Annotated in this window: 26 protein-coding genes; 9 read left to right on the plus strand and 17 right to left on the minus strand. The window is 74.0% G+C overall.

The window, feature by feature from the left end; all coding sequences use genetic code 11:
* Positions 1 to 15: 15 nt before the first annotated feature.
* From MLV88_RS02490 to MLV88_RS02500, 3 genes are all read right to left on the minus strand, one after another.
* Positions 16 to 828: an electron transfer flavoprotein subunit beta/FixA family protein gene (locus MLV88_RS02490; protein ID WP_242336372.1), complete on the minus strand. Its 813-nt coding sequence runs from the start codon at positions 826 to 828 to the stop codon at positions 16 to 18.
* 52 nt (positions 829 to 880) lie between these two features.
* Positions 881 to 2,701, minus strand: a complete 1,821-nt coding sequence (locus MLV88_RS02495) for a 4Fe-4S ferredoxin (protein ID WP_242354900.1) — start codon at positions 2,699 to 2,701, stop codon at positions 881 to 883.
* A gap of 74 nt (positions 2,702 to 2,775) precedes the next feature.
* Positions 2,776 to 5,001, minus strand: a complete 2,226-nt coding sequence (locus MLV88_RS02500; RefSeq protein WP_242336366.1) for an acyl-CoA dehydrogenase — start codon at positions 4,999 to 5,001, stop codon at positions 2,776 to 2,778.
* A 347-nt stretch (positions 5,002 to 5,348) separates the two neighbouring features.
* Between MLV88_RS02500 and MLV88_RS02505 the strand changes: the two genes are divergently transcribed.
* Entirely contained in the window at positions 5,349 to 5,864 is a 516-nt protein-coding gene (locus tag MLV88_RS02505) for a superoxide dismutase family protein (RefSeq protein ID WP_242354898.1), read from the plus strand.
* A 112-nt stretch (positions 5,865 to 5,976) separates the two neighbouring features.
* Entirely contained in the window at positions 5,977 to 6,378 is a 402-nt protein-coding gene (locus tag MLV88_RS02510) for a four-helix bundle copper-binding protein (protein ID WP_242354895.1), read from the plus strand.
* A 262-nt stretch (positions 6,379 to 6,640) separates the two neighbouring features.
* Here MLV88_RS02510 and MLV88_RS02515 read toward each other — a convergent pair whose 3' ends face one another.
* A complete protein-coding gene (locus tag MLV88_RS02515) occupies positions 6,641 to 7,000 on the minus strand; it encodes a pyridoxamine 5'-phosphate oxidase family protein (RefSeq protein WP_242336358.1) in 360 nt (119 codons plus the stop codon).
* Between the two features lie 79 nt (positions 7,001 to 7,079).
* Here MLV88_RS02515 and MLV88_RS02520 point away from each other — a divergent pair, with 79 nt between their 5' ends.
* Positions 7,080 to 7,448 carry a DUF488 domain-containing protein gene (locus tag MLV88_RS02520; protein ID WP_242370814.1) on the plus strand — a complete coding sequence of 123 codons (369 nt, stop codon included), beginning with the start codon at positions 7,080 to 7,082 and terminating at the stop codon, positions 7,446 to 7,448.
* 46 nt (positions 7,449 to 7,494) lie between these two features.
* Complete coding sequence (locus tag MLV88_RS02525) at positions 7,495 to 7,947, plus strand: copper-binding protein (protein WP_242354891.1); 453 nt, start codon at positions 7,495 to 7,497, stop codon at positions 7,945 to 7,947.
* A gap of 98 nt (positions 7,948 to 8,045) precedes the next feature.
* Here the strand turns inward: MLV88_RS02525 and MLV88_RS02530 are convergent, their stop codons facing one another.
* On the minus strand, positions 8,046 to 9,284 hold the full coding sequence (locus MLV88_RS02530; protein WP_242354889.1) for an MFS transporter: 1,239 nt from the start codon (positions 9,282 to 9,284) through the stop codon (positions 8,046 to 8,048).
* A 222-nt stretch (positions 9,285 to 9,506) separates the two neighbouring features.
* Between MLV88_RS02530 and MLV88_RS02535 the strand changes: the two genes are divergently transcribed.
* A complete protein-coding gene (locus tag MLV88_RS02535; RefSeq protein WP_242354887.1) occupies positions 9,507 to 10,364 on the plus strand; it encodes a pirin family protein in 858 nt (285 codons plus the stop codon).
* Between the two features lie 42 nt (positions 10,365 to 10,406).
* Here the strand turns inward: MLV88_RS02535 and MLV88_RS02540 are convergent, their stop codons facing one another.
* Positions 10,407 to 11,258: a PDC sensor domain-containing protein gene (locus tag MLV88_RS02540; protein ID WP_243336742.1), complete on the minus strand. Its 852-nt coding sequence runs from the start codon at positions 11,256 to 11,258 to the stop codon at positions 10,407 to 10,409.
* A gap of 511 nt (positions 11,259 to 11,769) precedes the next feature.
* Between MLV88_RS02540 and MLV88_RS02545 the strand changes: the two genes are divergently transcribed.
* Positions 11,770 to 12,369 (plus strand): YceI family protein, encoded by a 600-nt coding sequence (locus tag MLV88_RS02545; RefSeq protein ID WP_242336342.1) that lies wholly within the window; start codon positions 11,770 to 11,772, stop codon positions 12,367 to 12,369.
* Positions 12,370 to 12,436: 67 nt separating this feature from the next.
* On the opposite strand, the gene MLV88_RS02550 is transcribed toward MLV88_RS02545, so the two are convergent.
* A complete protein-coding gene (locus tag MLV88_RS02550) occupies positions 12,437 to 12,679 on the minus strand; it encodes a DUF2249 domain-containing protein (protein ID WP_242336339.1) in 243 nt (80 codons plus the stop codon).
* A gap of 351 nt (positions 12,680 to 13,030) precedes the next feature.
* Here MLV88_RS02550 and MLV88_RS02555 point away from each other — a divergent pair, with 351 nt between their 5' ends.
* Positions 13,031 to 14,536, plus strand: coding sequence for a Ppx/GppA phosphatase family protein (locus tag MLV88_RS02555; protein WP_242336337.1), 1,506 nt, complete (start codon positions 13,031 to 13,033; stop codon positions 14,534 to 14,536).
* Positions 14,537 to 14,577: 41 nt separating this feature from the next.
* Here the strand turns inward: MLV88_RS02555 and MLV88_RS02560 are convergent, their stop codons facing one another.
* From MLV88_RS02560 to sixA, 3 genes are all read right to left on the minus strand, one after another.
* Positions 14,578 to 15,540, minus strand: coding sequence for a CHAD domain-containing protein (locus MLV88_RS02560; RefSeq protein WP_242336334.1), 963 nt, complete (start codon positions 15,538 to 15,540; stop codon positions 14,578 to 14,580).
* A gap of 3 nt (positions 15,541 to 15,543) precedes the next feature.
* Positions 15,544 to 16,050 carry an inorganic diphosphatase gene (locus MLV88_RS02565; RefSeq protein WP_242336331.1) on the minus strand — a complete coding sequence of 169 codons (507 nt, stop codon included), beginning with the start codon at positions 16,048 to 16,050 and terminating at the stop codon, positions 15,544 to 15,546.
* Positions 16,051 to 16,141: 91 nt separating this feature from the next.
* Entirely contained in the window at positions 16,142 to 16,654 is a 513-nt protein-coding gene (sixA, locus tag MLV88_RS02570) for a phosphohistidine phosphatase SixA (RefSeq protein WP_242336328.1), read from the minus strand.
* Between the two features lie 198 nt (positions 16,655 to 16,852).
* Between sixA and ptsP the strand changes: the two genes are divergently transcribed.
* Positions 16,853 to 18,580 (plus strand): phosphoenolpyruvate--protein phosphotransferase, encoded by a 1,728-nt coding sequence (gene ptsP, locus MLV88_RS02575; protein ID WP_242336325.1) that lies wholly within the window; start codon positions 16,853 to 16,855, stop codon positions 18,578 to 18,580.
* A 49-nt stretch (positions 18,581 to 18,629) separates the two neighbouring features.
* On the opposite strand, the gene MLV88_RS02580 is transcribed toward ptsP, so the two are convergent.
* Positions 18,630 to 19,010 (minus strand): response regulator, encoded by a 381-nt coding sequence (locus MLV88_RS02580; protein WP_242336322.1) that lies wholly within the window; start codon positions 19,008 to 19,010, stop codon positions 18,630 to 18,632.
* 217 nt (positions 19,011 to 19,227) lie between these two features.
* Here MLV88_RS02580 and MLV88_RS02585 point away from each other — a divergent pair, with 217 nt between their 5' ends.
* Complete coding sequence (locus MLV88_RS02585; protein WP_242336319.1) at positions 19,228 to 19,608, plus strand: tautomerase family protein; 381 nt, start codon at positions 19,228 to 19,230, stop codon at positions 19,606 to 19,608.
* A 1-nt stretch (position 19,609) separates the two neighbouring features.
* On the opposite strand, the gene MLV88_RS02590 is transcribed toward MLV88_RS02585, so the two are convergent.
* The 6 genes from MLV88_RS02590 to MLV88_RS02615 form a co-directional block, all read right to left on the minus strand.
* Positions 19,610 to 20,020 carry a COG4315 family predicted lipoprotein gene (locus tag MLV88_RS02590; RefSeq protein ID WP_242336316.1) on the minus strand — a complete coding sequence of 137 codons (411 nt, stop codon included), beginning with the start codon at positions 20,018 to 20,020 and terminating at the stop codon, positions 19,610 to 19,612.
* Positions 20,021 to 20,165: 145 nt separating this feature from the next.
* Positions 20,166 to 20,924 carry a 6-phosphogluconolactonase gene (gene pgl / locus MLV88_RS02595; protein ID WP_242336313.1) on the minus strand — a complete coding sequence of 253 codons (759 nt, stop codon included), beginning with the start codon at positions 20,922 to 20,924 and terminating at the stop codon, positions 20,166 to 20,168.
* 11 nt (positions 20,925 to 20,935) lie between these two features.
* Complete coding sequence (gene zwf / locus MLV88_RS02600; RefSeq protein ID WP_242336310.1) at positions 20,936 to 22,468, minus strand: glucose-6-phosphate dehydrogenase; 1,533 nt, start codon at positions 22,466 to 22,468, stop codon at positions 20,936 to 20,938.
* Entirely contained in the window at positions 22,465 to 23,490 is a 1,026-nt protein-coding gene (gene gnd / locus MLV88_RS02605; RefSeq protein WP_242336307.1) for a phosphogluconate dehydrogenase (NAD(+)-dependent, decarboxylating), read from the minus strand. Before gnd ends, zwf begins: the two co-directional genes overlap by 4 nt.
* A gap of 14 nt (positions 23,491 to 23,504) precedes the next feature.
* The gene (gene tal, locus MLV88_RS02610) at positions 23,505 to 24,644 is read right to left on the minus strand and encodes a transaldolase (RefSeq protein ID WP_242336304.1); all 1,140 of its coding nucleotides are present in this window, start codon (positions 24,642 to 24,644) and stop codon (positions 23,505 to 23,507) included.
* Positions 24,625 to 25,107, minus strand: coding sequence for an RpiB/LacA/LacB family sugar-phosphate isomerase (locus tag MLV88_RS02615; RefSeq protein ID WP_242336301.1), 483 nt, complete (start codon positions 25,105 to 25,107; stop codon positions 24,625 to 24,627). The genes tal and MLV88_RS02615 overlap by 20 nt, the downstream gene beginning before the upstream one ends.

Raw genomic sequence — 25,107 nt, forward strand, 5'->3', positions numbered from 1 at the left:
TCGGGCTCCCTCGCGCTAGTCCTGGGCGATCCACTCGACGAGCTCGCGCGCGACGTCGTCGGGGCTCATGTCCTTCACGATGCGGGTCTCGCGCTGCGTCCTCGGCACGGCGACCGAGAGGTACTCGACGCGACCGGTGCCGACCGGCGCGGGCGCGGCCTTCTGCAGGGCCGGCATGATCGCGCGCATGTTGGCCATGCCGACCTGCGGGTTGTTCTTGGGCTCGCCGAGGCTGCCGGTCGCCCAGCCGAGCACCGCGGGGGCGCCGGCGCAGGAGGACACCTGGTGCCTCCCGCCCTCCACGCGCTCGAGCACCTCGAACGCGCCGTCCGGACCTGGCGTGAGCTGGTCGACGCCCTGGAACTGATCGGGGATCTCGAGCCGCTCGCCGACGAGCTGGAGGGTGACGCCCGCACCGCGCGAGGCCGACTCCCAGCCGCCGAACAGGAGCAGCCGGGAGCGATCGAGGCCGGGGAGCGCCTTCACGGCGTCGGCGAGCCTCGCCGCGACCTCGTGGGGATCGGTGAAGCCGCCGGCGGGGCCGTCGAGCGCGACGAGCTCGAAGGGGACCCGCTGGCCGACCGCCATCATGACCTGCTGGAGCTTCGCCTTCGGGCCGAGCGAGAGGAGCGTCACCTTCGAGCCCGGCGTTCGCGCCGCGAGGTTCGCCGCCTCGTACAGCGCGTGGGCGGCCCACGGGTCGAGCACGTGCGGCAGCATGAGCTCGTTCTTGAGGCCCGGCCCCTGCGGCGTCTGGGCGGGCTCGAGGGTCTGGAGCGGGTCCGGGACGACGCTCCCGAGGACGACGATCTGGTATCCGGTGCTCATGGGCTCCTCGTCGTGCGCGCCCGCCGGCGAGCGGCGGGGGCGGGGTTTGCGATCAGTTCTCCGCGGAGTGAAGCCCGCCCGTCCCGGCGCGGAGCTCGAGGTTCACCTCGTCGGTCCCCTCGAGGCGTCCGGTGCAGCTCCACAGGCACGCGCCGCAGTGGACGCACTTCTCGCGATCGAAGCTCGGCACGCCGTCGGCGCCCGGCCGGAGCGCCTCGGCCGAGCAGATCTCGACGCAGACGCGCTTGCCGCAGGCGCGGCAGCGCTCGGCGGAGCGGAACCCGACGTGATCCGCGTAGCCGGGGGGCGCCTGGACCTTGCCGCCCATGAGGAGCGCGTCCTGCTGCGACACGAGGAGCTTCCCGTCGAGCGGCACGGCCGGCCAGCCGGCGCGATCCATGAGCGCGTCGTGCAGCGGGACGCCCCTCGCCTCGCACTCCGCCCGCAGCCGCGCGAGCTCCTCGGCCGGGATCCGGCCCGCGTAGAAGTCCTCCAGCGTGCCGACCGCGTCGGCCGGGTGCGGCGGCTCGTGGCCGAGCGACACCCTGCCGCGCGTGAGGCCCGCGAGCGCCATCCCGACGAGGCCGGGCACGAACCCGCGCTGGAAGCCGTCGCGCGCCTTCTCGGCGATCCTCGCCTCCGCCTCGATCCAGCTCGCGCGGCGACGGGCGACGTAGGCCTCCTCCAGGCCCTCCTTCGTGAGCGGCCTCCCCGCCTCTAGGAGCGCGATGACGCCCTCCGCGAGCTGGACGCCCGTCGTGAAGGCCTCGTCCACGCCCGAGGACGTGAGGACGTTCGTCGAGCCGGAGCCCTCGCCGATCCGCGCGAACCCGTCGCCCGCGAGGAACGGCTCGCCGCGCCGCCCGGACTCGAGGAGCGACTTCGCCCCCCAGGACCGGAGGCGCGCGCCCTCGAGGTGCCGCCAGATCGCGGGGTGCTGGACGTAGTGCTGTAGGTAGCGATAGGTCGTGCGCGCCGGCGACGCGAAGCCGCTCGGGACGAAGATGCCGACCGACGCGACGTGATCCGGGTGGACGTACAGGAACCCGAAGATCTCCGGCTCCGGGAACCCGAGCGTGTGGAGCACCGTGCCCGGCTCGAGGCGCGTTTCCTCCGGGAGGTCGACCACGAACTTCATGCCGACCGCCCACTCGCGCCGCGCGTTCCCGGGGGGCATGCCGAGCTCGGCGTCGAGCTGGCGCCCGACCGCGCCGACCGGCCCGTCGCCGACGACGGTCAGCGCGGCCCGGACGTCCATGCCCGGCATGAACGCGGCGTCCGGGAGCCCCTGGCGATCGACGCCCTGGTCGACGAGGCGGACGCCCCGGACCTTGCCGTCCTCGACGAGCGCCCGCGCGACGGGTGTCCCCGGCCAGAGCTGGACCGCGCCGGACGCGAGCACCTGGGCGCTCATCCACTGCATGAGCTGGCCCATCGAGAAGACGAAACCGTCCTGCTTGTGCAGGAACTCGGGCGTGAAGGGGAGCTCGAGCGCCTCGTCGGCGAAGGGCAGCACGCCGCGCAGCGCGCGGATGGTCCGATCCGCCGCGCGCAGCGAGGCCGACCGGCGGCTCGCGCCGAGGGGATCGAGCAGGTAGAGGACGCGCTCGTCCTTCACCCTCGCCGCCATGGGGATCTGCGCGCCGTCGAGGTCCGGGAACGCGGCGCGCAGGCCGCGGGCGCGCGTCACGACGCCCGACACGCCGAAGCCGAGGTCGTCGGCGCGCTCGTAGCAGACCACCTGCAGCGGCAGGCCCGGCGCCGCGGCGCTCTCGAGTGGCGGGAGGTCGGACGCGGAGAGGCGGCGCGACAGGGTGGTGAGGAAGCCGGCCGTGGCCGGCCCGAAGCCGACGCAGGCGATGTCCACGGACATCGTCTGGCGCTCCGGCTGTTCCTGGGTCCCGAGGGGCTGCAATGGCGTCTCCCTGGCGACGAAGGCCGCCGCGGCTACTGCGGGTAGTCGAGCGCCTCGGGGATCATCACCTTCGAGAGCGCCTCCGCAGCGCGGTCCTTCGCGAGCAACGCGCCCGTCAGGCACCCGTCGATCTTCACCCGCATCGTCCGGAAGTCGCTGATGCCCTGGCAGGAGGCGCAGGGGCCCTCCTTGTCCGGGTGGCCGCCCTCGGCGACCACGTCGCCGGTGCAGCCCGCGAGGCCTGGGATGATCCCCTCGAGCGCCTCGGCGTCGCTCGCCGACCAGCACGCCGCGCACCCCTCCGCGTCCCACGACGGGTGGCGGTTGTAGCCGTGGACGAGCTCGGCGCAGATGCGCCCCACCTCGCCCGCGGCGCGCGCCGCCTGGACGTGGCAGAGGTCCGCGAAGAAGCGGGCCGTGCCCGCGTGCGCCTCGCCGAGCACCGGCGCGCCCTCCTCGGCGAGCACGACCGCGTCGAGGATCTGGCTGCGCGCGGCCATGAGCCAGCCGAGCGCGTCCGCGAGCTTGAAGGTCACCCCCTGCCGCGGCGACTGGACGAGCTTCGCGCCGTCCGCGTCCGTCGACCGCTCGAGGTGCCGGTACGTCCAGAGCCAGAGCTCCATCGCCGACGCGAGCGCGCAGGCCCCGGTGCCCGGATGCGCGCCCGCCACGTGGCGCAGCTCGCGGACCCACGCCTTCTGCTGCGCGAGGAAGAGCGGGTTCGCCATCGTCACCGAGAGCTGCCGGCGCTGCACGGCCTCGGGGCCCTCGTAGGTCGCCTCGAGCTGGGCGTCCATCCACTTCTGGCCGAGGAACCCCGGGCAGTCCTCCGTGATGCCGTAGCCGCCCATGAGCGAGACCGCCTCGCGCATCACGCTCGCGCCGACGCCGGTGTTCCAGAGCTTCGTCGCGGGGCAGAGGACGTTCGCCTGCGCGTCGAGGAGCGCGAACCGGACGAGCTCGTCGGCGCGGAGCTCCGCGATGCGCGCCTCCTGCTTCTCGCCGCGGGGGTGCGCCTCGAGCTCCAGGAGCTCGAGCCCCTTCTGCTCGAGGGCCTTCGTCCACTTGAGGGTGGCCTTCATGCCGGAGATGCCCTGGGCCGCGAGCGCGGCGTCCTTGCGCCGCTCGAGCGGATCGAGCTCGTCGAACAGGCGAGCCGTCGCGAAGCCCAGCGACGCGCCCGCCTCGCCCGCCGCCCAGACCTCGACGAGCCGGTGCAGCGCGTCCTCGCGCTGCTGGATGCCGAGCTCGTAGCGCACCGATCCGGGCGCGGCCTGCTCGGCGCCGCGGAACCGCCCGCGCTGGTAGCGGATGACCGGCTCGATCGCGCTGAGCAGCTTCGCGGAGGTCATGACGCCGACCGTCACGCGCGTGCGCCGGAACACCGCCTCGATCACCTCGGAGTGGTCGAACCTCGGGACGATGACGCCGTCCTTCACGGTGTACCCGCCGACGATGCGGCTCGCCGGAACTTGCAGGCTGAAGATGGGATCGCTCGTCGAGGAGAGCTGGTGCACGAGCTTCTTCGTGGGGGTGCCGCGGTCGAACGTCCCCGCGTCCGTCTCCTCGAGGATGACGAGGCACGAGGACTTGATGCGCGGATCGTCGGTGTCCACCGCGGCGGTGACGAAGTTCGCGAACCCCATGTTCGTGATGAACCGGCCGCGCTTCTCGACCCGCAGCACGGGCTCCTCGCCCTCCTTCCACTCCGCCACGCTCACCTTCCCGGAGAGCATGCCGGTGTCCACGCCGACGTAGGGAATGGGCTCGGTGAGCGCGAACGCCGCGCGCCAGGGCCGCCGGTCCTCGCCGGGCTTCGCGGGCGCGGCGAGGCTCATGTAGTGGCGCACCTGCTCGGGCGTGCCGCGCTCGTGGATGGGCGACAGGCCCAGGAAGCCGGCGAGGGCGCCGGTCGCCGCGCCCGCGTCCACCCAGGCGAGCTCGAAGGCGGCGAGCGCGAGGGCGAGGTTCTTCGGGCCGGCGATGAAGCCGCCCTCCTCCGGCTCCATGAACGCCGCCGTGATCCCCGACGCGTCGTAGTGGGCGAGGAGCTCGTTCTTGCGCGCGGTCCACTCGTGCTCGTTCCTCCCGCCCTCCGCGACGAGGCGCGCGACCGGGCCGCGCGCGACGCCGCGCGCGGACTGCACCAGCATCTGCAGGTCGTACCGTTCCGCGAACCGCCACATGAGCTGCCGGACGTCGTCGCCGGGCAGGGTGCGGAGCGTGTCGGGATGAGCCTTCAGGGCGGGCGTCGCCATGGGGTGTTCCTCGCGGGGCGGGTGCGCGTGGGAGCGCACTGTGAGGAGAACAGTGACCGTGGTCCGAGCGGCGTGCGGCGGACAGTAGCAGAGGAACGGGGCCCGATTGCAATGCGTCAGGCCCGAGGATCGGCGGTGATTGCCCAATCCATTGTTCGGGATCATCGGACGACGCGACACTCTGCCGCGCCCGCGACCGTTCGCCACACTCTGCGGACGTCCGCCACACGGGTCTGCCGGCCGTGAGCTTCGGCGGATCCCTGCCCCTGGATCGAGGTGCACTGCCCGCGAAAGGGCGCACCCTTCCGGTCCGAGCCGCGGCAACACGCCCGCCGTACCTGTCGCGCATGACGACTCGAGCGTTCTCCCTGTTCCTGGCTCTCGCCGTTCCACTCACCGTCACCGCCGCCGCTCCCGCCGCGAAGGCGGTCCTGAAGGACGCCGACGGCAAGGAGGTCGGGACGGCCACGCTCACGCCGACTCGCGGCGGCGTGAAGCTCGCGGTCGCGGTGGCCGGGCTCCCGCCGGGGAAGCACGGCATCCACCTCCACGGAGCGGCCAAGTGCGAGCCGCCCGACTTCAAGTCGGCCGGCGGTCACTTCAACCCGTTCGGCAAGAAGCACGGCGTCCACAACCCGGAGGGCGTGCACGCCGGCGACCTGCCGAACCTCACGGTGGGGAAGGACGGCAAGGCGAAGGCGACCTTCACCGCGAAGGGGGCCACCCTGGGCGCCGGCGAGGGCTCGCTGCTCGGCCCGGACGGCACGGCCCTGGTCATCCACGCCGACCCCGACGACGAGAAGACCGATCCCGCCGGCAACTCGGGCGCGCGCATCGCCTGCGGCGTGGTCGAGAAGCAGTAGGGAGCCGGCGCCGGGGCGCTCACGCACGGGCCGGGCACTCCGCCCGGCTTGTCCCGAAGGCCCGTCCCCCCAATGTTCCCCTCCGAACCCTCGAAACCAAAGCGGAGGGGACATGGCCACCGTCAGCGGGCAGCAAGGCTTCCAGGCGACCTTCCAGGCGACGCCGCACTTCAGCCACATGGCCGAGCAGATGCGGCGGTCCATCCAGGAATGCCTGTCGTGCTTCAGCGTCTGCGAGCAGACCCTCGCGCACTGCCTGCAGAAGGGCGGCGAGCACGCGGCCGCCGATCACGTGAAGCTCCTGATGGACTGCGCGGAGAGCTGCCGCATGAGCGTGGCGCTCATGTCACGCGAGTCCGCGTTCCACGCCCACCAGTGCGCGACGTGTGCGGAGATCTGCAAGGCCTGCGAGGAGTCCTGCGAGGAGTTCGCGGGCGACGCGCAGATGAAGGCCTGCGCCAACGCGTGCCGCTCGTGCGCCGAGGCGTGCAGCGCGACGGCCGCCCTGGCGTAGCCGCCGGAGCCGGCCGCATCTCACGCGCACGCGAAGGTGGAGCGTCCGCCTCCCGGGAGGGCGGCGCGCGCCCCGACTCCAGCGGAGCCCGGTTGATCTGGTCGCGTCACGAGGCGCGCGATGGCGTCGGCGAGCCGGGCACAAGACGACCGAGCAGCGCAGGCGGGCCTGGAAGGCCCGTCGAGCAGCGCAGGGAGGAGTCTGCCCGGCGCAGCCAGCCAGCGTGCGCCGCAGTAGCGATCCAGGTCGACCGGTCTCTGCCTTACCCGAGCACCTTCTCCGCCTGCGCCACGTGGAGCAGCACGGCGGCCCGGCACCAGGGGAAGTCCCGCTTCAGCTGCTCGTGGACCGGCGTGCCCACCTGGAACTCGGCGCGTCCGGAGAGGCGGAAGCCGACGCCCTTCGGGTGCTTGGCCCCCAGGATCATCTGCACCCCGCTGCCGCTCCGGACGTTCTCCTCCGTCCGCCGGTAGCCGCCGGCGGGGAACGCGAGGGTGGTGTCGTCGAGGACGCGGAGGTAGCTGTTCCACGTCGCGACGAGGTGCGGCCCCGCCGGCCCCTCCGTCACGAAGGCGGCCGAGCCCTCCTGCGTCAGCGCTGCGCGAATCTCCTCGGAAATCATGAACGCACTCCTCCTGGCTCGCGGTCGCGTTTCTCGCGCGCGACGGTGTGCGCCCCCGTATAACGCGGGCGAGGAACGGATGGTCCGATTGAAGCGCGCCTACGACGGGCCCGAGCGGAGCGATGGCTACCGCGTGCTCGTGGACCGGCTCTGGCCGCGCGGCGTGAAGAAGGAGGCGCTCGCGCTCGACCTGTGGGCGAAGGACCTCGCGCCGAGCCCGGGGCTCCGGCGCTGGTTCGGGCACGACCCCGCCCGCTTCCGCGAGTTCGCGCGGCGCTACCACGCCGAGCTCGGGACGGGCCCGGCGCAGGTGCTCCTCGCGGAGCTCGGCCGCCGCGCAGCGCACCGTACGGTGACGCTCGTCTACGGCGCGCGCGACCGGGAGCACAACGGCGCCGTCGTGCTGCGTGACCTGATCGCGGAGGGGCCGGGGGAGCACGCGAGGTGACACCATGCCGCATGCGGCCGCGGCAGGCGGCGATGAAGATGACGGGATGACCTCCGGTCCGACCCGTACCGCGTGGCTGAAGTGGCTCTATCCGGTGATGCTGACGCTCGCGGGCGCGCTCCTCGCGACGGGCCCGGGTTGCCGCGAGGGTGGCTCACGCTCCGGAGACGCCGCGCCTGCGAACGCGCGGCGCTACACCGTGCGCGGCGAGATCGTGCGGCTCTCCGCCGCGGCGCGGCAGGTCTCCATCCGTCACGAGCCCATCGACGACTTCGCGAACGAGGCGGGGACGGTGGTGGGGATGGGCTCGATGGTGATGCCGTTCGACGTTTCGCCGGAGGCCGCGCTCGACGACGTGCGCGTCGGGGACAAGGTCGAGGTCCGGATCGCCGTCTCGTGGTCGCCTCCCGTGCTGCGGATCGAGCAGCTCCGCAAGCTTCCCGCCGACACCGCCCTCCGGTTCGGAGAGGCCCGCCCGAAGGCCGCCACGCGTCCCTGACGACCGTCGGCGGGCCCCGCGTCCCGGGACCCGAGCGCCCCCCGCCGCTCCGCCCTCGCCTTCTCGCGCGCCCTGCCGGCGCTCGACCCCCTCGCCCGTCAGCGTCCACGAGCCTCGCGCCTGCCGGGCACGACCACGAGGAGCGCGACCGCCGCCACGAACGCAAGCGTCGCGCCGTAGGCGAACGCGGCGGGAGATCCCAGCCGGTCCCAGATCAGGCCGAAGATCACCGAGGCCGGGAGCGCGCCGAGCCCGATCGCGAGGTTGTACCAGCCGAACGCGGCGCCGCGCCGGTCGGGCGGGACGAGGTCGGCCACGAGCGCCTTCTCCGCTCCCTCGGTGAGCCCGAAGTAGACGCCGTACAGGGAGAAGAGGGCCCACGCGTGCCACGCTGCGCTCGCGTGGCCGAAGAGGAAGTAGACGAGGGCATAGACCGCCCAGCCGACGACGATGAGCGGCTTGCGTCCGACCCGATCCGAGAGCGCGCCGCCGGGGGTGCTGGAGAGGGACTTCACGACGTGCAGCAGCGCCCAGAGGATCGGGGTGAGCGCCTGGTTCACGCCGAGCTGGGAGGCGCGCAGGAGGAGGAACGCGTCGGTCGCGTTGCCGAGCGTGAAGACGAGGAGCACGACGAGGTAGCGCCAGAACCCTCGACCCAGCGGGCCTGACGCGGCGGGGGCCTCGCGCCTCCCGTCCACCTCGCGCGGCACCTCCGACACGGCGGATGCGAGGACCAGCACCGAGAGCACGCCGGGGATCGCCGCCAGCCAGAAGACGCGCCGGAGCGGCGCGCCCGTCCACCACGTCAGGATCGCGAATGCGATGAGCGGCCCGACGACCGCGCCCGCGTGGTCGCCTGCCCGGTGGAGGCCGAAGGCCCTGCCGCGGATGGACGGCGCGACCGAGTCCGCGATGAGCGCGTCGCGCGGCGACGTCCGCACGCCCTTGCCGACGCGGTCCACGACCCGGATGACGAGAACCTGCGAGGCCGCCTGCGCGACGGCGACGAGCGGGCGCGCGAACGAGGAGATCACGTAGCCGAGGAGGACGAGCGGCTTGCGCCTCCGGACCCGATCCGACCACCACCCGCTGGCGAGCTTGAGGAGCGCGGCGGTGGTCTCCGCAGTTCCCTCGATGAGCCCCACCGCGCTCGCGCTCGCGTGGAGCACGCTCGACAGGAAGAGCGGCAGGAGCGGGTAGATCATCTCGCTCGAGACGTCGGTGAGGAAGCTCACCACCGCGAGCGCGATCACGTTCCGGCCGAGCCGCGGGCGCCCCTCCACGCTCGTCTCGCGCTCGGTCCGGCGGCCTCGAGCTCCATTTCCGGGAAGGCGCATGCGGCTCCTCGGGCGAAGGGTAACGCTGCTCGCGTCTCGCGGGGCCCCGCAATCGCGGCTGGCGGGCAGGGCCGCGCCGCCGGGTGCGACGCGCGGGGCGAGCGAACGGCCCTCGCGCGAGGAGCCTCGAGCCGGGATTGTTCCGCGCCGCGGGACACGGTGGTGCGCGCGCGCGACTTGTCCCGATCGCCTCGGCGGTTATGGATCCCGTCGGAGAGACCCATGATCGAGCGAGGACTGAAGGACGTGGTGACCCCCGTCGCGACGAGCGACGGCGCAGGCGTGCGGCTCCAGCGCAGCATCGCCACGGAGCGGCTCGACCACCTCGACCCGTTCTTCCTCTTCGACCATTTCGGGTCGGAAAACGCGAACGACTACGTCGCCGGCTTCCCCATGCACCCGCACCGGGGCATCGAGACCATCACCTACATGCTCGACGGCAGCGTTGCCCATCGGGACAGCCTCGGGAGCTCGGGCGTCATCGGGGCGGGCGACGTGCAGTGGATGACCGCGGGGAGCGGCATCCTGCACGAGGAGATGCCGAAGGTCGGACCGCGCCGGCTCGACGGCTTCCAGATCTGGGTGAACCTGCCCGCGAAGCTCAAGATGACCCGGCCGCGCTACCAGGACGTGCCCTCGAGCGCGATCCCCGAGGTCGCGCGCCCCGACGGCGCCCGCATCCGCGTGGTGGCGGGCGAGGTGGACGGCGTTCCCGGCGCGGTCCGCGAGATCTTCGCGGGACCGACCTACCTCGACATCGCGCTCCCTGCCGGCCGGACCTTCGAGCAGCCGGTGCCGCGCGGCCACACCGCGATCCTCTACGTCTTCCAGGGAGAGGTGAGCGTGGGCGGCGCCGCGCCCTCGCGCGGGCCCGCCATCCGCGCCCCGCACCTCGCCATCCTGGAGGACGGTGACGTCGTCCGCGTCCACGCCGGCGGCGCGGGCGCGCGCTTCCTGCTCCTGTCGGCGCAGCCGCTCCGCGAGCCGTACGCACGCTACGGCCCGTTCGTCATGAACACCCGCGAGGAGATCGCCGAGGCGCTCGCGGAGCTCCGCGCGGGGACGTTCATCAAGCCCTGACGGCGGCGCGGCTCGTCGCGCCGAGCGCGCCGCGCCCCGCCGTCACCGCGTCGCGCCCGCCTTCCCCGGCGGCGTCTCGGCGCGGGCGCTCTGCGGCGCCTCTACGACGCCGAACCCGTACCACCACCCGGTCACGGCGGACTTGCGGAACACGACCGTCCGCTGGCGTTCACGGAACGTATATCGAACCACGCCCTCCTTCTTCGACAGCATCTCCGTGAAGGCCTTGTCGACCTCGGGGCCGAGCTCCTTCGGGTTCGTGAAGACGAGCGTGGGATCCCATACGATCGCGAGGAGCGGCGTCGCGTCGAACGAGTAGAAGATGAGGTCGTCTCCGACATTCATCTCCTCGCGGATCCGGGCGCTCAGCTTGCCGAGGTAGATCGACGCGCCGAGGACGCCGGACACGACGCCGTCGCGACCCTTCACCGGCACGGCGACGATGGCGACGCCCTTGCCCGTCGCCTTGCTGACGACGAGGTCGCCGATCACGGTCTCCCCTGCGAGGACCTTCGGAAAGTAGGCCCGCGTGGAGAGGTTTCCCTTCTCGCGGCCGTTCTGGACGCTCCAGTACGACCCGTCTGGCAGGGCGAACCAGTTGAGCGCGGCGTCGTTCAGCTTGGCGATCTCGCCGAGCTGGCGCTCGATGTTTGCCCAGTCGGCGGAGCGCGTCTGCTCGGACAGCGCGAGCACCTGGAGCGAGTCCGCCATCTTCCGAAGGTGGCCGTCCGCGAGGGCGACGAACGCAGCGAGCACGACCTTCGCGTCCACCTCGAATGCCGCAGCCTCGGCGGGTGCCTGCGGCGGTGCGGCCCGTGCGATGCCGCTCGCCAGCGCCATCGCCAGCGCGAGCGCGAGACCCCTCCCGAATACGCCTCTCGATGCGGGGAACATGCCCTGCCTCCTTCCACGCCGGCCGGGTCGCGCCGCGCGACGAGCCTGCCCGAGCCCGGCCTCTCGTCGCGCACGCCTCGACCGGTCCACCCCACGATACGCTCCGAGGCGCGCTCACCTTCGCATTGCGGACGAGGGCCTTCGGGTTCGGACGATCGGCGTGCCCGCATCGTGGTGAGGAGATCACCCGTGCGCTCCTCTGGCTCACCGATCCGCGTGGACGGCCGCGCGCAGTGACGCTCGCCCGAACGGCGCCGAGGGCGCGGATCGCCGCCGGCCCGCGCACGTGCGCGCGAATGCGGCGCGGTCCGACGCGGTCGCGCCGACCGGCAGGACCGACCGTTCCAATCCTGGAACAGACCTGTGCTAAGGCGCCGATTGCGCCGCATCGGGAACGCCGCCAAGAATGCTCCCGTGCCGAGCGGCAGCGGGAGAGGGCCGAGAGAAGGCCCCGCCCCGCCGATGAGACCGCCGCCGCGGCCCCCAACGCTCTCCCGAAGGAAGGCCGAACATGAAGAAGCTCCTCGCCTCGCTGCTCGCCGTCGCCCCGATGCTCGCGCTCGCCGCGCCTGCCGCCTGGAACGTCGACGCGTCCCACTCGCAGGTCGGCTTCGCCGTGAAGCACCTCGTCATCTCGACGGTCCGCGGCGAGTTCACGAAGTACTCGGGCGTCGCGCAGCTCGACGACGCGGATCCGGCGCGCTCCACGGTCGAGGTGACGATCGACGCGAACAGCATCGATACCCGCGTCGCCGACCGGGACGCGCACCTCAAGTCGCCCGACTTCCTCGACGCGGCGAAGTACCCGGCCATCACCTTCAAGTCGGCCAAGGTCACCAAGGCGGGCAAGGACAAGCTGAAGGTCGCGGGCGACCTCACCCTGCACGGCGTCACGAAGCCCGTCACCCTCGACGTGACGACGTCGCCCGAGGTGAAGGGCATGTACGGCGAGACCCGCCGCGCGTTCTCGGCCGTCACGAAGATCAGCCGCAAGGACTACGGCCTCTCCTGGAACAAGCTCGTCGAGGCCGGCCCGGCGGTCGGGGACGAGATCGCCATCACGCTCGACGTCGAGCTCGTGAAGGACGCCCCGAAGAGCGCGTCGAGGTGAGGACGCCTGGCGCGCGGTGAGTCCGGGCCGGCTCCGCGAGCGCGGGGCCGGCCCGCGCCGTCCGTGGTCAGGGGCTCGCTCTCCTCGCGATGCGGACGCGCCAGTCGGCCGGGCCGCGCTCGAGGTACTCGGACTCCGCCTGGCCGGGCCGCACGAACCGGAACTGCTGCAGCAGCGGCGCCGGGTCGTGGTCGTTCACGATCACGAGCGCCTCGCCCGGTCCGAGCGCGTCGAAGGTCTGGAACACGAGGCCGTGCCGCAGCTCCGGCGGCAGCTTGCGAAGGTCGAGCTCACGGGGCGATCCGGTCATCGGGAGAGGCTCCTCGGGACGGGGTTCGGTCGCCGGGCGGTGCACCTCGCGTGCCTTCCGCGCGCGGCGCGACCCGCCGGCGCGGCGCTCTTGCGCTCGCCGCTCCGGCCCAGCGATTTCCCGCGGGGCGCCTCCGACCGCGCGCCCGGCGCGCCGGCGACACGATCGCGGCCCCGCGTGTTCCACGCCGTTCCGGTCTGGAACGTAAGGGGGATCGAGGACCCTCGGGGCACCCCCGGTGCTAGAACCCTTGCCGAGCGGCGCGGTCCGCCACCCGGCCCGTGTGAGCCCACTCGCATCCCGGCCGTTCCTGCGACCGTGCGGGCGAATAGACTCGACGCGGGAGGCCGATTGGCGCACGACCACGAAGGACAGCGCATCCTCGCGGCCATCGACGTGGGGACGAACGCGGTGCGCCTCGAGATCGCGCGCCCGCTGCCTGACGGCACGCTCGAGACCCTCCACCAGGAGCGCGATCCGGTGCGCCCGGGCGAGGGGGTCTTCGCCACCGGCTCGATGTCCCGCGAGGTCGCCGACCGGCTCCTCTCGGCCCTCCGCCGGTACGCGGCCCTCTGCCGCCGCTACCACGCCACCGTGCGCGCCGTCGCGACGAGCGCCGTCCGCGAGGCGCGGAACCGCGACGACCTCGTGAAGCGCGTGAAGCGCGAGACCGGGCTCGACCTCGAGGTCGTCTCCGGGCGCGAGGAGGCCCGCCTCATCTGCCGCGGCGTGCTGAACGGCCGGCCCCGGCGCGCGCGCTCGCTCGTCCTCGACATCGGCGGCGGGTCGACCGAGGTCGCGACCGCCGTGGGGGAGGAGGCGAAGGATCTCTACAGCGTCGGGCTCGGCGCGGTCCGGCTGACCGAGATCTTCGGCTCGGCGGGGAAGGTCTCGCCGCAGCGGCTCGCGGCCATGCGCAGCTTCGCCGACGAGGCGTTCCGCGACTCCGTTCCGCGGCGGCTGCCGCACGGCAACGTGGCGCTCGGGTCGTCCGGGACGATCAACGCCATCGTCGCGGCCCACGGCGAGGGCCGCCGCATGACGCTCCGGGACGTGAAGCGCGCGGTCGAGGAGCTCGCCTCCGACTCCATCGCGGAGCGGCGCAGGCGGTTCGAGCCCCGCCGCGCGGAGATCATCGTCGCGGGCGCCGTGATCCTCGAGGCGGCGATGCGCCACCTCGGCCTCGACTCGATCGCCGCGGTCGACACCGGGCTCCGCAACGGCATCCTCGTCGACCTCGCGCGCCGGTCGCCGGCGGCGGTCGCGGCCGCCCAGGCCTCTCGCGCCGCGGCGGCGCTCGCGTTCGGCCGCCGGTTCAACTTCGACGAGGGCCACGCCCGGCAGACGGCGCGCCTCGCGCTCGATCTCTTCGATCAGCTCGCCGAGCTGCACGCGCTCCCCGCGAGCGCGCGCGGGCTGCTCGAGGCGGCGGCGCTCCTCCACGACGTCGGGCACGCCGTCTCGCCGACCCGCCACCACAAGCACACCTTCTACCTCGTCTCGAGCGCCGACATCCCCGGGCTGTCCGACAGGGAGCGGCTCCTCGTCGCGCTCGTCGCCCGCTATCACCGGCGCAGCCCGCCGGAGCGGCACCGCCCGGATCTCGAGGACCTCCCCGCGGGCGAGTTCCGGCTCGTGCGGCGGCTCGTCGCCCTGCTGCGCGTCGCGGACGCGCTCGACCGGAGCCACCACCAGCCGGTCGTCTCCGTCCGGGCCGCCCGGAAGAACGGCGTCGTGAGGGTGCTCGCGCGGACCCGCGGCCCCGTGGACCTCGAGCTGTGGGACGTCGCCCGGGAGGCGTCGCTCTTCCGCGCCGTCTTCCACGCGTCGATCCACGTCGAGCGAGCGCGGAGGTAGGGCCCGGTCGCGAGCCGCGACCGCGACCTCGAGCCGCGTCGTCACGCCGCCGGCGCGTCCGCCGCGTGCCCGTTCGCCGCCGCCGCGACCTTCACCCCGAGCTTCACGCGCCGTCCGCCGCGCGAGAACCCGCGCCGCAGCGCCCGGACCACCCTCTCCTCCCGCCACCGCGAGAGCTCGCGCCGGAGCGCCCGGGCCTCGCGGGCGCGCTCCTCGTGGAGGACGGCGAGCGTCGCGCGCGCGGCCCGGCGCTCGCGCCGCTGGCCCCGGCGGGCGAGGCGCTCGAGCCGCTCGATCCGCACGTCCGTGTCGTGGAGATCGCCGAGCCGCTCCTGGAGCGGCACGAGCGCGGCGAGCATCCCCTTCGCCGCGCCCGGGAAGCCGGGCTCCACGAGCTCGGCGACGTAGCGGAGCTTCTTCGCCGCGATGCGGAGGCGGTGCACCTTCCGTGGCGATCGCGCGTCCCGCGCGGCCGCGAGGCGGCGCTTCAAGGTCGCGAGCCGCGCCCTCACCTCCTTCGCGAGCCGCTTCCCCTGGAGCCGCCCCTTCCCTGCCGCGTCCTCCGCGGCGCGCGCGATCGAGGGCGCGACGGCGCCCTGCCAGCCACGGATCGCGCGGCGCAGCCGCTTGCTGGCCCTCGGCAGGCCTCCGCCCGCCCACGCCGCGAGCCGCCCGCCGCCATCCTGCCTCCGGGCGTGCCGCTCGAACCAGCGCCGCTGCACCTGGCCGTCGCGGACCTCGCCGAGCGCGTCCTGGAGCGCCTTCACCTCGTCCTCGAGCGCCGCGAGGTCGCCGCGGCCGAAGAGCTGGAGCGCGGCGCGCAGCCGCCGCGTCGCGATCCGCATGTCGTGCACCGCGTCCACGTCCGGCTCGCCGTCGCCCGTCCCCACGGCCGCGGCCTCGTACCGGCGCACGTCGTCGAGGCGCGCGCGGACGAGGAGCGGGCCCGCCACGGAGAGCGGCGTGCCGGGCTCGAGCCCGGGGATCTCCGTCGGCTTCGCCACGCGCTAGCTCCCGGCGAGGAGCCGCTCCACGTCCTCGGGCCCGTGCCATCCGAGGACGCGGGGGTGCTTCGGCTCGAAGAACACGGACGACGTGAAGAAGTGCTCGATCTCCTCGAGCACCCGGCCGTCGAGGTCCCGATGCGTGCGCAGCGCGGCGCCGCGGGGGTGGACGAGCGGGAGCGCGAGGATCCGGTCGTTCCGCTCCCGTCCTCCGCCCTTCGCGTCCTGCTCGAGCGCGAGGACCCCGAGTGCGCGGCAGCGGAGGACGACGCCGGGGTAGCTCGCGACGTCCCAGTAGACGAGCGCGTCCACCGGGTCGCCGTCGGAGGCCTTCGTCCCCGGCACGAAGCCCCAGTCGTACGGGTAGGCGAACCCGAGCGGCAGCGGCCGGTGGCCGATCATCACGTCGAGCTCCGGATCGTGCTTGAGCTTGAGCGTCGCGCCGCGCGGCGCCTCGACGACGACGTGGAATCCGCCCTCCGTGCGGGCGGGAACGGACGAGATGGGCATGCCTCGAATCTGCGGTCCGGCGTCACGACCCGCCACCGGCGAGGCGGGCGGCGAGCGAGCGCCTCCCTGGACGCGCTCGACGGTGTGCGCGTCACCTCGCCTTCCGCGCCCCGAGCAGGCGCAAGAGCCTCGCCGTCGCGAGCCAGCGCAGCCGCCCTCCCCCCGGCCGCGGGGCGCCGTCGAGCTCGAGGAGGCACGCGCCGCCTTTGCGAAAGGTGAACAGCGGCTCGGGATCGCCGGCGACGAGGAGCGCCGCGAGGCCAGAGAGGTGCGGCTCGTGCCCGACGAGCGCGACGGTCCCGCCGTGGCGCGACGCGCGGAGCCACTCGAGCAGCTCCTGGGGCGGATGGCCCGGCGCGAGCGCCGGGAGCCCTTCCTCGGGCGAGAGCTCGAACGCGTCCGCGACGATCCGCGCCGTCTCGACGGCCCGGACGAGGGGGCTCGGGACGACGGCGTCGAGCTCCGCGACGAGCGCCATGAGCCCCCGCGCACCCCGGGCCATGCGCCGGCGTCCCTCGGCCGTCAGCGGCCGGCGCGCGTCGGCCGCCTCGCCGCGCGACGAGGCCCGCTCGGCGATGGCGTGGCGAATGAGCAGGAGCTCCATCTCCCTGCTCGATAAGGCCGGGCGCGGCCCGGCGGCAGCGGCGCGCCCCATTCCCGTGCACGCTCGGGGCCCACGCGAGGCGGGCTCCCCCGGTCGCTCGCGCGCCCGACCGGGTGGGGAGCGGGGGCGGACGGCGCGGCCCGTCTTCGTGGCGGCCGCGGCCCGCCGCCGCTTATGAGCGAAGAAAGGATCCCTCAGATGCTCAGAGGCACGGGCGTGTCGCCGGGAGTCGCGCGGGGCAAGGCCCTCGTCATCGCGTGCGGCTACCGGTCCGCGGCCCCCCGGCGCAGCATCCACCCGTCCGAGGTGGAGGGCGAGCGGCTGCGCCTGGACGCAGCCCTGGCCACCGCCGGCGCGGAGCTGGCCGCGCTCCAGGCGGACGTGACCGAGCGGCTCGGCCAGAGCCAGGCCGACATCTTCGGTGCCCAGGCGCTCGCGGTGGACGATCCGGAGCTGCGCGACCGGGTCCTCCGCCGGGTCCGGGAGAAGCTCATCAACGTCGAGGCGGCGCTCTCGGAGGTGATCGACGAGTACCTGCGGATCATCGAGGCGATCCCCGACGCCTACCTCCGCGAGCGCGCGGCCGACGTCCGCGACGTGGGCCGCCGGGTCCTGTCGACGCTCATCGAGCGCCGGGGCCCCTCGAGCCTCGTCATCCCCGCGGGCGCCATCATCGTGACGGAGGAGCTCCTGCCGTCCGTGACGGCGCGCCTCGAGCTCGACCGCGTCGGCGGCCTCGTGACGGAGCGGGGCAACCGGTTCTCGCACAGCTCGATCCTGGCGCGCTCCCTGGGGACCCCCGCCGTCGCCGGGGTGCCCGAGGCGTCGCTCCGGATCAGGACGGGAGATCGGCTGATCGTGGACGGCATCGGGGGCGTGGTCTTCGTCAACCCGGAGCCTGCGCTGGAGCGCGAGTACGATCGCGTGGAGGCGGAGCTCCGCGCCGGCAAGGAGGAGCTCACGCACCTCGTCGGCGTGCCCTCGGTGACGCGCGACGGCACGGCGGTCCCGCTCTACGCCAACGTGAACAAGCTCGCGGACACGGAGTCCGCGCTCCGCTTCGAGGCCGAGGGGATCGGCCTCTACCGCACCGAGTTCGCGTTCTCGATCCGCCCGGCGTTCCCCACCGAGGAGGAGCAGTACGAGTACCTCGCGCGGGCGGCGGAGCGCTTCCACCCGCGGAAGGTCGTCTTCCGTCTCCTCGACCTCGGCGGCGACAAGGTCCTGCCGTACTTCCCCCTGCCGCCCGCCCGCAACCCCTCGCTCGCGCAGCGCGGTGTCCGGCTCCTGCTCCGCCACCCCGAGGTGCTGAAGCCGCAGTTGCGGGCGTTCCTGCGCGTCAGCGCGGATCACCCGGCCTCCATCCTGCTCCCCGTCGTCGGCGGGCTGGAAGAGGTCCGGGAAGCCCGCCGGATGGTGAGGCAGGTGCAGGCGGAGCTCGCCGCCGAGGGCCTGCGCTTCAACCCCGACGTCCCGCTGGGCGCGATGATCGAGGTCCCCTCGGCGGCACTGATGGCGCGCACGCTGGCGCGGGAGGTCGAGTTCCTGAGCCTCGGGACGAACGACCTCGTGCAGTACGTGCTCGCGGCCGATCGCGAGGACGAGACCATCGCTCCCTACTACCAGCCCCTGCACCCGGGAGTGCTGCGCCTCATCCGCTCCGTCGCGGAGGCCGCGGAGGCCGCCGCCCGTGAGCTCACCATCTGCGGCGAGATGGCCGGCGATCCGCTCCACACCGAGCTCCTCCTCGGCCTCGGCCTGCGCGCGTTCAGCGTCGCCCCGGGCGAGATGCTCGAGGTGAAGAACGCCATCCGCGAGACCCGCCTCGACGCGGCCCGGGAGCTCGCGCAGCGCGCCGTGGAGCTGGGATCGGCCGCGGAGGTCGAGGCGCTGCTCGGCGAGCGGACCCGCCCCCGGAAGGATTGAGCCGCCGGCGGCCGGGCGAGCGAGCGAGCCGCCGGGCAGCGCGCGCGGCTCAGGCCGCGATCGCGCGGCCGGCCCGGACCGCGGCGACGGCGCGGAGGAGGTCGGAAGCGGCGTACGGCTTGGCCAGGTATCCGCTCGCGGCGAGCGCGCCGGGCTCGGCCGACGAGGTGACGAGCACCGGCACCTGGGCGAGCACGGGGTCGCGCAGCTGCTCGCGGCGGAACTCCCAGCCGGACATGACCGGCATCTCGAGGTCGAGCAGGATGAGCTCGGGCGTGAGCTCGCCCGCCTTGAGCCGAGCGAGGGCCTCGCGCCCGTGCCTCGCCGTCACCGTCTCGAAGCCCGCGTCGGTCAGGACCTGGACGACGAGCTCCCGGAGGTCCTCGTCGTCGTCGACCACCATCACCACGCCACCCGTCCGCTCGACCATGCCGTCCTCCCCTCGGACGCCGAGCTCAACGCTACGCCCCGTCCCGCGGCCGTCGAGCTTTCGGCGCCCGGGAACGCCAGCTCTCGTGGGTTCGGCCGACGGGAGGAGCGGCGGAGCCGGCCGGGCGCGTCAGGGACGCTCCGCGTGCCCCAAGTGCGGCCCTCGGCAGGGGGATGCGTGGCGATAGATCCCCGGTCCTTTCCCCAGGGAGATCCCGATGCCGCTCGTTCGCATCTCGCTCAGAGCCGGAAAGCCGGAGGCCTACCGCACCGCCCTCGGCGACGCGGTCCACCGCGCCATGGTGGAGACGATGAACGTCCCCGCGAAGGATCGCTTCCAGGTCATCACCGAGCACGACGCCGCGGGGCTCGTCTACGACCGGTCCTATCTCGACATCGCGCGGAGCGACGATCTCGTCGTCGTGCAGATCACGCTCAACGCGGGACGGACCGTGGAGATGAAGAAGGCGCTCTACGCCCGGATCGCCGAGCTGCTCTCCACGTCACCCGGGGTCCGAAGGGAGGACGTCCTCGTCTCCCTCGTGGAGGTGGGGAAGGAGAACTGGTCGTTCGGGAACGGGATCGCGCAGTACGCGTGACTCAAGGCGCCGCGACCACCCAGACGTCCTTCACGCCCTGCCCATTCGTGTCGCCCGGCTTCTTGTCCCCGACGAACGTGTAGAGCGGCTTGCCCTTGTACGTCGTCTGCTTCTTGCCGTCCTCACGCGTGATGGCGCCGAAGTCGCCCGCGCTCGGCCCCCCCGCCGGCTCGACCTTCTCGCGGTAGTAGATCGGCCAGTTCGCCACGCACGACCCTGCGCACGCGCTCTTCCCGCCCGCGTCCATCTTGAACACGTAGAGCGTCATGCCCTTGTCGTCGGTGAGGTAGCTCCCGACCTTCTCGCTCTTCGCCACCGTGACCGTGTCGCCGGCCGCCCGCGCGCCACCGGCGAGCCCTAGGACGGCGGCGGAGGCGATCGCCGCCACGAACCCACGCTTCGAAACGCGCATCTCGAGTCCCTCCCGCCCGTACGGGCGCGATGAACGTAGGGCGAGGAGGCCCTCGCGATCGCGGCTCGCGCGGGGCCATCGTCGCCTTTGCGCGGGTGCTGCCTTGGCGGGAACCGCGCGCGGTCGGGCGCGCGCGCCGGCGGGGTCAAGGCGCCGCGAGGAAGGGCGCTGCGGCGCGGTCGACGAGCCAGAGGACCGAGCCGTGCGCCGGCCGGACGCGCGCCGCGGGGAGCGCCTCCGCCCCGCTCTCGCCGGAGAGCACGCGCGCGAGCGCCGGCGCCTTCTGCGCGCCCGAGACGAGGAAGACGGCGTGCGCCGCCGCCTGCAGCGCGCGCAGGGTGAGCGTGATCCGGGCGGGGCCCGCGGCGGGCGCGGGCACCGCGGCGACGAGCCGCGACGGCTCGTCGATCGCGGGGCTCCCCGGGAACAGCGAGGCGGTGTGACCGTCCGCGCCCATCCCGAGCAGCAGGAGATCGAAGCGGGGCGCGACGCCGAAGAAGGCGCGCAGCGCGTCCTCGTAGGAGCGGGCGGCCGCGCCGGGCTCGTCCTCCCCGCGGATCCGGTGGACGTTCTCCGGCGGGAGCGCCACGGACGAGAGGAGCGCGCCGCGCGCCATGCCGTAGTTCGACCGCGGGTCGTCGGGCGGCACCGCCCGCTCGTCCCCGAAGAACACGTGCGTGCGCGCCCACGGGAGCGCGTCGCGGTAGGGGGCGGCGGGATCGGCGAGCAGCGCGTAGACCGCGCGCGGGGTCGCGCCGCCGGAGAGCGCGACCGCGAAGCGCCCCGACGCGGCCACCGCCGCGAGGGCCCGGAGGCGCCACTCGTCGGCGGCGGCGCGAGCGAGCGCGACGTGGTCGTCGAGGACCCGCACCTCCCGCCCGGACGTGTCCCCCTCCGCGCCCACGCGGCCCGCCCTCAGCCCACCACCCAGCGCCGCCCGTCGCGGCGCAGGAGCGTGTCCGCCGCCGGAGGCCCCCAGGAGCCGGCGGCGTAGTTCGGGAAGTCGGGGGCGGGGCGGCTCGACCACGCGTCGAGGATCGGGGTCATGATCCGCCACGCCGCCTCGACCATGTCGGCGCGGTGGAAGAGCGTCGAGTCGCCCACCAGCGCGTCGTACAGGAGCCGCTCGTACCCCGTCGCCGCGCACCCCTCGCCGATGCTCCCGTAGTCGAAGGAGAGCCGCACGTCCTCGACCCGGATGGCGGCGCCCGGCGCCTTCGCCTTGATGTCGAAGGAGATCGCCTCGTCGGGCTGGATGTGGATGTGGAGCCGGTTCGGCTCGAGCTCCGCGACGCCCGACTGCTGGAAGAGCGTGAGCGGCGGCTTCCGGAACTGGACCACGATCTCGGTGCAGCGGCGCGCGAGCCGCTTGCCCGATCTGACGTAGAAGGGCACCCCGGACCAGCGCCAGCTGTCCAGGTCGAGCCGCACGGCCGCGTAGGTCTCGATCGTCGACTGCGGGTCCACGTCCGGCTCCGACCGGTAGCCGGGCACGCGCGCCCCGGCGATCGTCCCCTCCCCGTACTGCCCGCGGACGGCGCCCGTCGCGCGGATCGTCTGGAGCACCTTCACCTTCTCGGCGTGGACCGCGTCGGCGTCGAGGCTCGCGAGCGGCTCCATGGCGACGAGCGTGACGAGCTGGAGGACGTGGTTCTGGAGGACGTCCCGCAGCGCCCCCGCGCTCTCGTAATAGGAGCCGCGCCCCTCCATCCCGAGGTCCTCCGCCACGGTGATCTGGACGTGGTCGACGTAGCGGCGGTTCCAGATGGGCTCGAACACGCCGTTCCCGAAGCGGAAGACGAGGATGTTCTGGACCGTCTCCTTCCCGAGGTAGTGATCGATCCGGAAGATCTGATCTTCCCGCAGCACCGCGTGCAGCTCCGCGCCGAGGGCCTTCGCCGAGGCGAGATCGCGCCCGAACGGCTTCTCCACGACCACGCGCCGCCACCCCTGCGCCTCGCGGGTGAGCCCCGCGGCCTCCAGGCGGCGGACGATCGTCCCGAACGCCGCGGGCGGCGTCGCGAGGTAGAAGAGGACGTTCCCGCCGGTCCGGTGGCGCGCGGACACCTCGGCGAGGCGGGCCTTCAGCCACCCGTAGGTGGCGGGGTCCTCGAACGCGCCCTGCACGACGCACATCCGCTCGACGAAGCCGTCGAAGCTGCGCTCGTCCTCCGGCGGGCACGCCGCGACCTCGCGCACGCTCGCGCCGATCGCCTCGCGGTACGCGGTGTCGGAGGCGACCTTGCGCCCGACGCCGATGATGGCGAAGTCCTCGGGCAAGAGCCCGTTCGACCACAGGTTCCACAGCGAGGGGAAGAGCTTGCGGCGCGCGAGATCGCCCGTGCCTCCGAAGATCACGAGCGCGGCGGGGTCGGCCGGCCGCTCGAGCGGAGCCGGCTTCGGCTTGCCTCCCTCGTCGGGCGCGATCCGCGCCTCGGGCTCGCTCATCGCCGTCGCTCCCGGGAGGTCCCCGGCGCCGACCCGGGCGCGCTCGGCGGCGGGGCCTCCGCGTGGCCGCCGAATTGCCGCCGCATCGCCGAGAGGAGCTTCTCGCCGAACGTGTGGTCCTGCCTCGAGCGGAACCGGGCGTAGAGCGCCGCGGAGATGACGGTCGCCGGGACCGCCTCCTCCACAGCGGCCTGCACCGTCCAGCGCCCCTCGCCGGAGTCCGGCACCCTGCCCCCGAACGCGTCGAGCCCGGGGTCCTGCGCGAGGGCCGCGGCGGCGAGGTCGAGGAGCCAGGAGGAGACGACGCTGCCGCGTCTCCAGACCTCGGCCACCTCGGCGAGATCGAGCCGGTAGCGGAGCTCCTCGGGCACCTCGTCCCCGGCGGCGCCGCGCAGGATGTCGAACCCCTCGGCGAACGCCTGCATGAGGGCGTACTCGATGCCGTTGTGGACCATCTTCACGAAGTGCCCGGCGCCCGCCGGACCGCAGTGGAGCCAGCCGTCGTCGGCGGTGCCCGTCCGGCCCTCGCGGCCGGGCGTGGCCGGCACCGCGGCGCGCCCCGGCGCGAGCGAGCGGAAGACCGGCTCGAGGAGGCGGACCGCCTCGGCGTCCCCGCCGATCATCAGGCTGTACCCGCGCTCGAGCCCGAAGACGCCGCCGCTCGTGCCGACGTCCACGTACCGGACGCCCTTCGCCGCGAGGCGCCCTGCCCGCCGCACGTCGTCCTTGAACCAGGAGTTGCCCCCGTCCACGACCACGTCGCCCGCCTGGAGCCGGTCCGCCAGCGCCGAGACCGTCTCCTCGGTGGGCGCTCCCGCGGGCAGCATGACCCAGACCGCCCGCGGAGGGGCGAGGCGGCCGACGAGCGCCTCGAGCGACGGCGCCGCGGCCGCTCCCTCCCGCTCCAGGGCCGCTCCCGCCGCGGGCTCGCGGTCGTACGCGACGACGCGGTGACCGGCGCGCAGGAGGCGCCGCGCCATGTTCGATCCCATCCGCCCGAGCCCGACCATCCCGAGGTGCATCGCGCCGTCTCCTCTCATGGGGCCGCGGGCGCGCCGAGCCCCGCGCGCCGCGCCTCGATCGTGGCGAGGAGCGCCTGGAACGGCTCGGCGAACTTCCGGACCCCCTCCGCGAGCACCTCGTCCGTGACCGCGTCCATCGAGATCCCGAGCGCCCTCAGCGCCGTGAGGTCGGCGTGGGCTCCCGGCACGTCCTCCTCGAGCGTGGGGCGCACCGTGAGGCCGCGGCGGAGGGCCTCGAGCGTGTCCGGCGGCACCGTGTCCACCGTGTCCGGGCCGACCAGCGCCTCGACGTACATGAGCTCCGGGTAGCGCGGATCCTTCACGCTCGTGCTCGCGAAGAGCACGCGCTGCGTGCGGGCGCCGCGGGCCGCGAGCCGCTGCCAGCGCCCGGTCGCGACGAGGGCCTTGTAGTCCTGGTAGGCCAGCTTCGCGTTGGCGATGCCGGCCTTGCCGCGGAGCGCCACGATGCGCTCGCGCTCGCTCGGCCCCGCCGCGCGGCCGGCCAGCGCGTCGAGCCGGCGGTCCACCGCGGTGTCGATCCGCGAGACGAAGAAGCTCGCCACGCTCGCCGCCCGCGAGAGCTCCTCTCCCCTGGCCGCGCGCGCCTCGAGCCCGGCCATCCAGGCCTCCGCGGCCAGTCGGTACGCCGAGCGCGCGAACAGCAGCGTGACGTTCACGTTCACGCCCTCGGCGGCCAGCGCCTCGATGGCCGGCATGCCCTCGGGCGTGCCCGGGACCTTGATGAAGACGTTCGGTCGCGAGAGCGCCCTCCACAGACGGAGGCCCTCCTCGATCGTCCCTCGCGTGTCCTTCGCCAGGAGCGGCGAGACCTCCAGGCTCACGAAGCCGTCGCGCCCGTCCATCGCGTCCCAGACCGGGCGCAGGAGATCGGCCGCCGCGCGCAGGTCCTGGAGCGCCAGCGCCTCGAAGATCGCCTTCGCGTCCGCGGTCCCCCGCCCCAGCGCGGCGATGTCGGCGTCGTAGTCGGCGGTGCCCGCGATCGCCTTCTCGTAGATGGACGGGTTCGTGGTGAGCCCGCGGACGCCGTCCTCGACGAGCCGCGCGAGCGACCCGGTGCGGAGGAGATCCCGCTTCAGCCCGTCGTACCAGAGGCTCTGCCCGTACCTCGCGAGCTCACGGATCGGCTCGATCATGTGCGCCTCCTTGCAGCGCCCGCGCCTCGATGGAGCGCGTCAGCGAGACCCGACGGCGGTGCCGCTCCTCGGCGGAGGGGCGGGCGCCGAGGAAGGCCCGGACGATCTCCCGCGCGAGCGCCTCCCCGACGACCCGCGCCCCGAGCGCGAGGACGTTCATCGCGTCGTGCTCGACGCCCTGGTGCGCCGAGTAGGTGTCGTGGCACACGCCGGCATAGACGCCCGGCAGCTTGTTCGCGGCGATGGCCACCCCCACGCCGCTCCCGCACACGAGGACGCCGCGCTCGGCCCGGCCGGACCGGACGGCCTCGCCCACCCGCACCGCGTGCTCCGGGTAGTCGTCCTCCGGTCCCGGCGCGCGCGGGGCGAGATCGACGATCTCGTGGCCGCCGGCGGCGAGGTCCTCGCGCAGCGCCTCCTTCAGGGCGAAGCCGGCGTGGTCGGCGGCGAGGGCGACGCGCAC

This window comes from Anaeromyxobacter soli (assembly GCF_022808855.1).
In the GTDB taxonomy this organism is placed as follows: Bacteria; Myxococcota; Myxococcia; order Myxococcales; family Anaeromyxobacteraceae; genus Anaeromyxobacter; species Anaeromyxobacter soli.

Bases quoted from the DNA above. Each gene is read 5' to 3' on its own strand.
- MLV88_RS02535 (WP_242354887.1), top strand. From the start codon at position 9,507: ATGATCGAGCGAGGACTGAAGGACGTGGTGACCCCCGTCGCGACGAGC.
- zwf (WP_242336310.1), bottom strand. From the start codon at position 22,468: ATGAGCGAGCCCGAGGCGCGGATCGCGCCCGACGAGGGAGGCAAGCCG.
- sixA (WP_242336328.1), bottom strand. From the start codon at position 16,654: ATGGAGCTCCTGCTCATTCGCCACGCCATCGCCGAGCGGGCCTCGTCG.
- MLV88_RS02495 (WP_242354900.1), bottom strand. From the start codon at position 2,701: ATGTCCGTGGACATCGCCTGCGTCGGCTTCGGGCCGGCCACGGCCGGC.
- ptsP (WP_242336325.1), top strand. From the start codon at position 16,853: ATGCTCAGAGGCACGGGCGTGTCGCCGGGAGTCGCGCGGGGCAAGGCC.
- MLV88_RS02545 (WP_242336342.1), top strand. From the start codon at position 11,770: ATGAAGAAGCTCCTCGCCTCGCTGCTCGCCGTCGCCCCGATGCTCGCG.
- MLV88_RS02590 (WP_242336316.1), bottom strand. From the start codon at position 20,020: ATGCGCGTTTCGAAGCGTGGGTTCGTGGCGGCGATCGCCTCCGCCGCC.
- MLV88_RS02530 (WP_242354889.1), bottom strand. From the start codon at position 9,284: ATGCGCCTTCCCGGAAATGGAGCTCGAGGCCGCCGGACCGAGCGCGAG.
- MLV88_RS02490 (WP_242336372.1), bottom strand. From the start codon at position 828: ATGAGCACCGGATACCAGATCGTCGTCCTCGGGAGCGTCGTCCCGGAC.
- MLV88_RS02500 (WP_242336366.1), bottom strand. From the start codon at position 5,001: ATGGCGACGCCCGCCCTGAAGGCTCATCCCGACACGCTCCGCACCCTG.
- MLV88_RS02520 (WP_242370814.1), top strand. From the start codon at position 7,080: ATGGTCCGATTGAAGCGCGCCTACGACGGGCCCGAGCGGAGCGATGGC.
- MLV88_RS02505 (WP_242354898.1), top strand. From the start codon at position 5,349: ATGACGACTCGAGCGTTCTCCCTGTTCCTGGCTCTCGCCGTTCCACTC.
- MLV88_RS02565 (WP_242336331.1), bottom strand. From the start codon at position 16,050: ATGCCCATCTCGTCCGTTCCCGCCCGCACGGAGGGCGGATTCCACGTC.
- MLV88_RS02550 (WP_242336339.1), bottom strand. From the start codon at position 12,679: ATGACCGGATCGCCCCGTGAGCTCGACCTTCGCAAGCTGCCGCCGGAG.
- gnd (WP_242336307.1), bottom strand. From the start codon at position 23,490: ATGCACCTCGGGATGGTCGGGCTCGGGCGGATGGGATCGAACATGGCG.
- MLV88_RS02515 (WP_242336358.1), bottom strand. From the start codon at position 7,000: ATGATTTCCGAGGAGATTCGCGCAGCGCTGACGCAGGAGGGCTCGGCC.
- MLV88_RS02525 (WP_242354891.1), top strand. From the start codon at position 7,495: ATGACCTCCGGTCCGACCCGTACCGCGTGGCTGAAGTGGCTCTATCCG.
- MLV88_RS02510 (WP_242354895.1), top strand. From the start codon at position 5,977: ATGGCCACCGTCAGCGGGCAGCAAGGCTTCCAGGCGACCTTCCAGGCG.
- MLV88_RS02585 (WP_242336319.1), top strand. From the start codon at position 19,228: ATGCCGCTCGTTCGCATCTCGCTCAGAGCCGGAAAGCCGGAGGCCTAC.
- MLV88_RS02540 (WP_243336742.1), bottom strand. From the start codon at position 11,258: ATGTTCCCCGCATCGAGAGGCGTATTCGGGAGGGGTCTCGCGCTCGCG.
- tal (WP_242336304.1), bottom strand. From the start codon at position 24,644: ATGATCGAGCCGATCCGTGAGCTCGCGAGGTACGGGCAGAGCCTCTGG.
- MLV88_RS02580 (WP_242336322.1), bottom strand. From the start codon at position 19,010: ATGGTCGAGCGGACGGGTGGCGTGGTGATGGTGGTCGACGACGACGAG.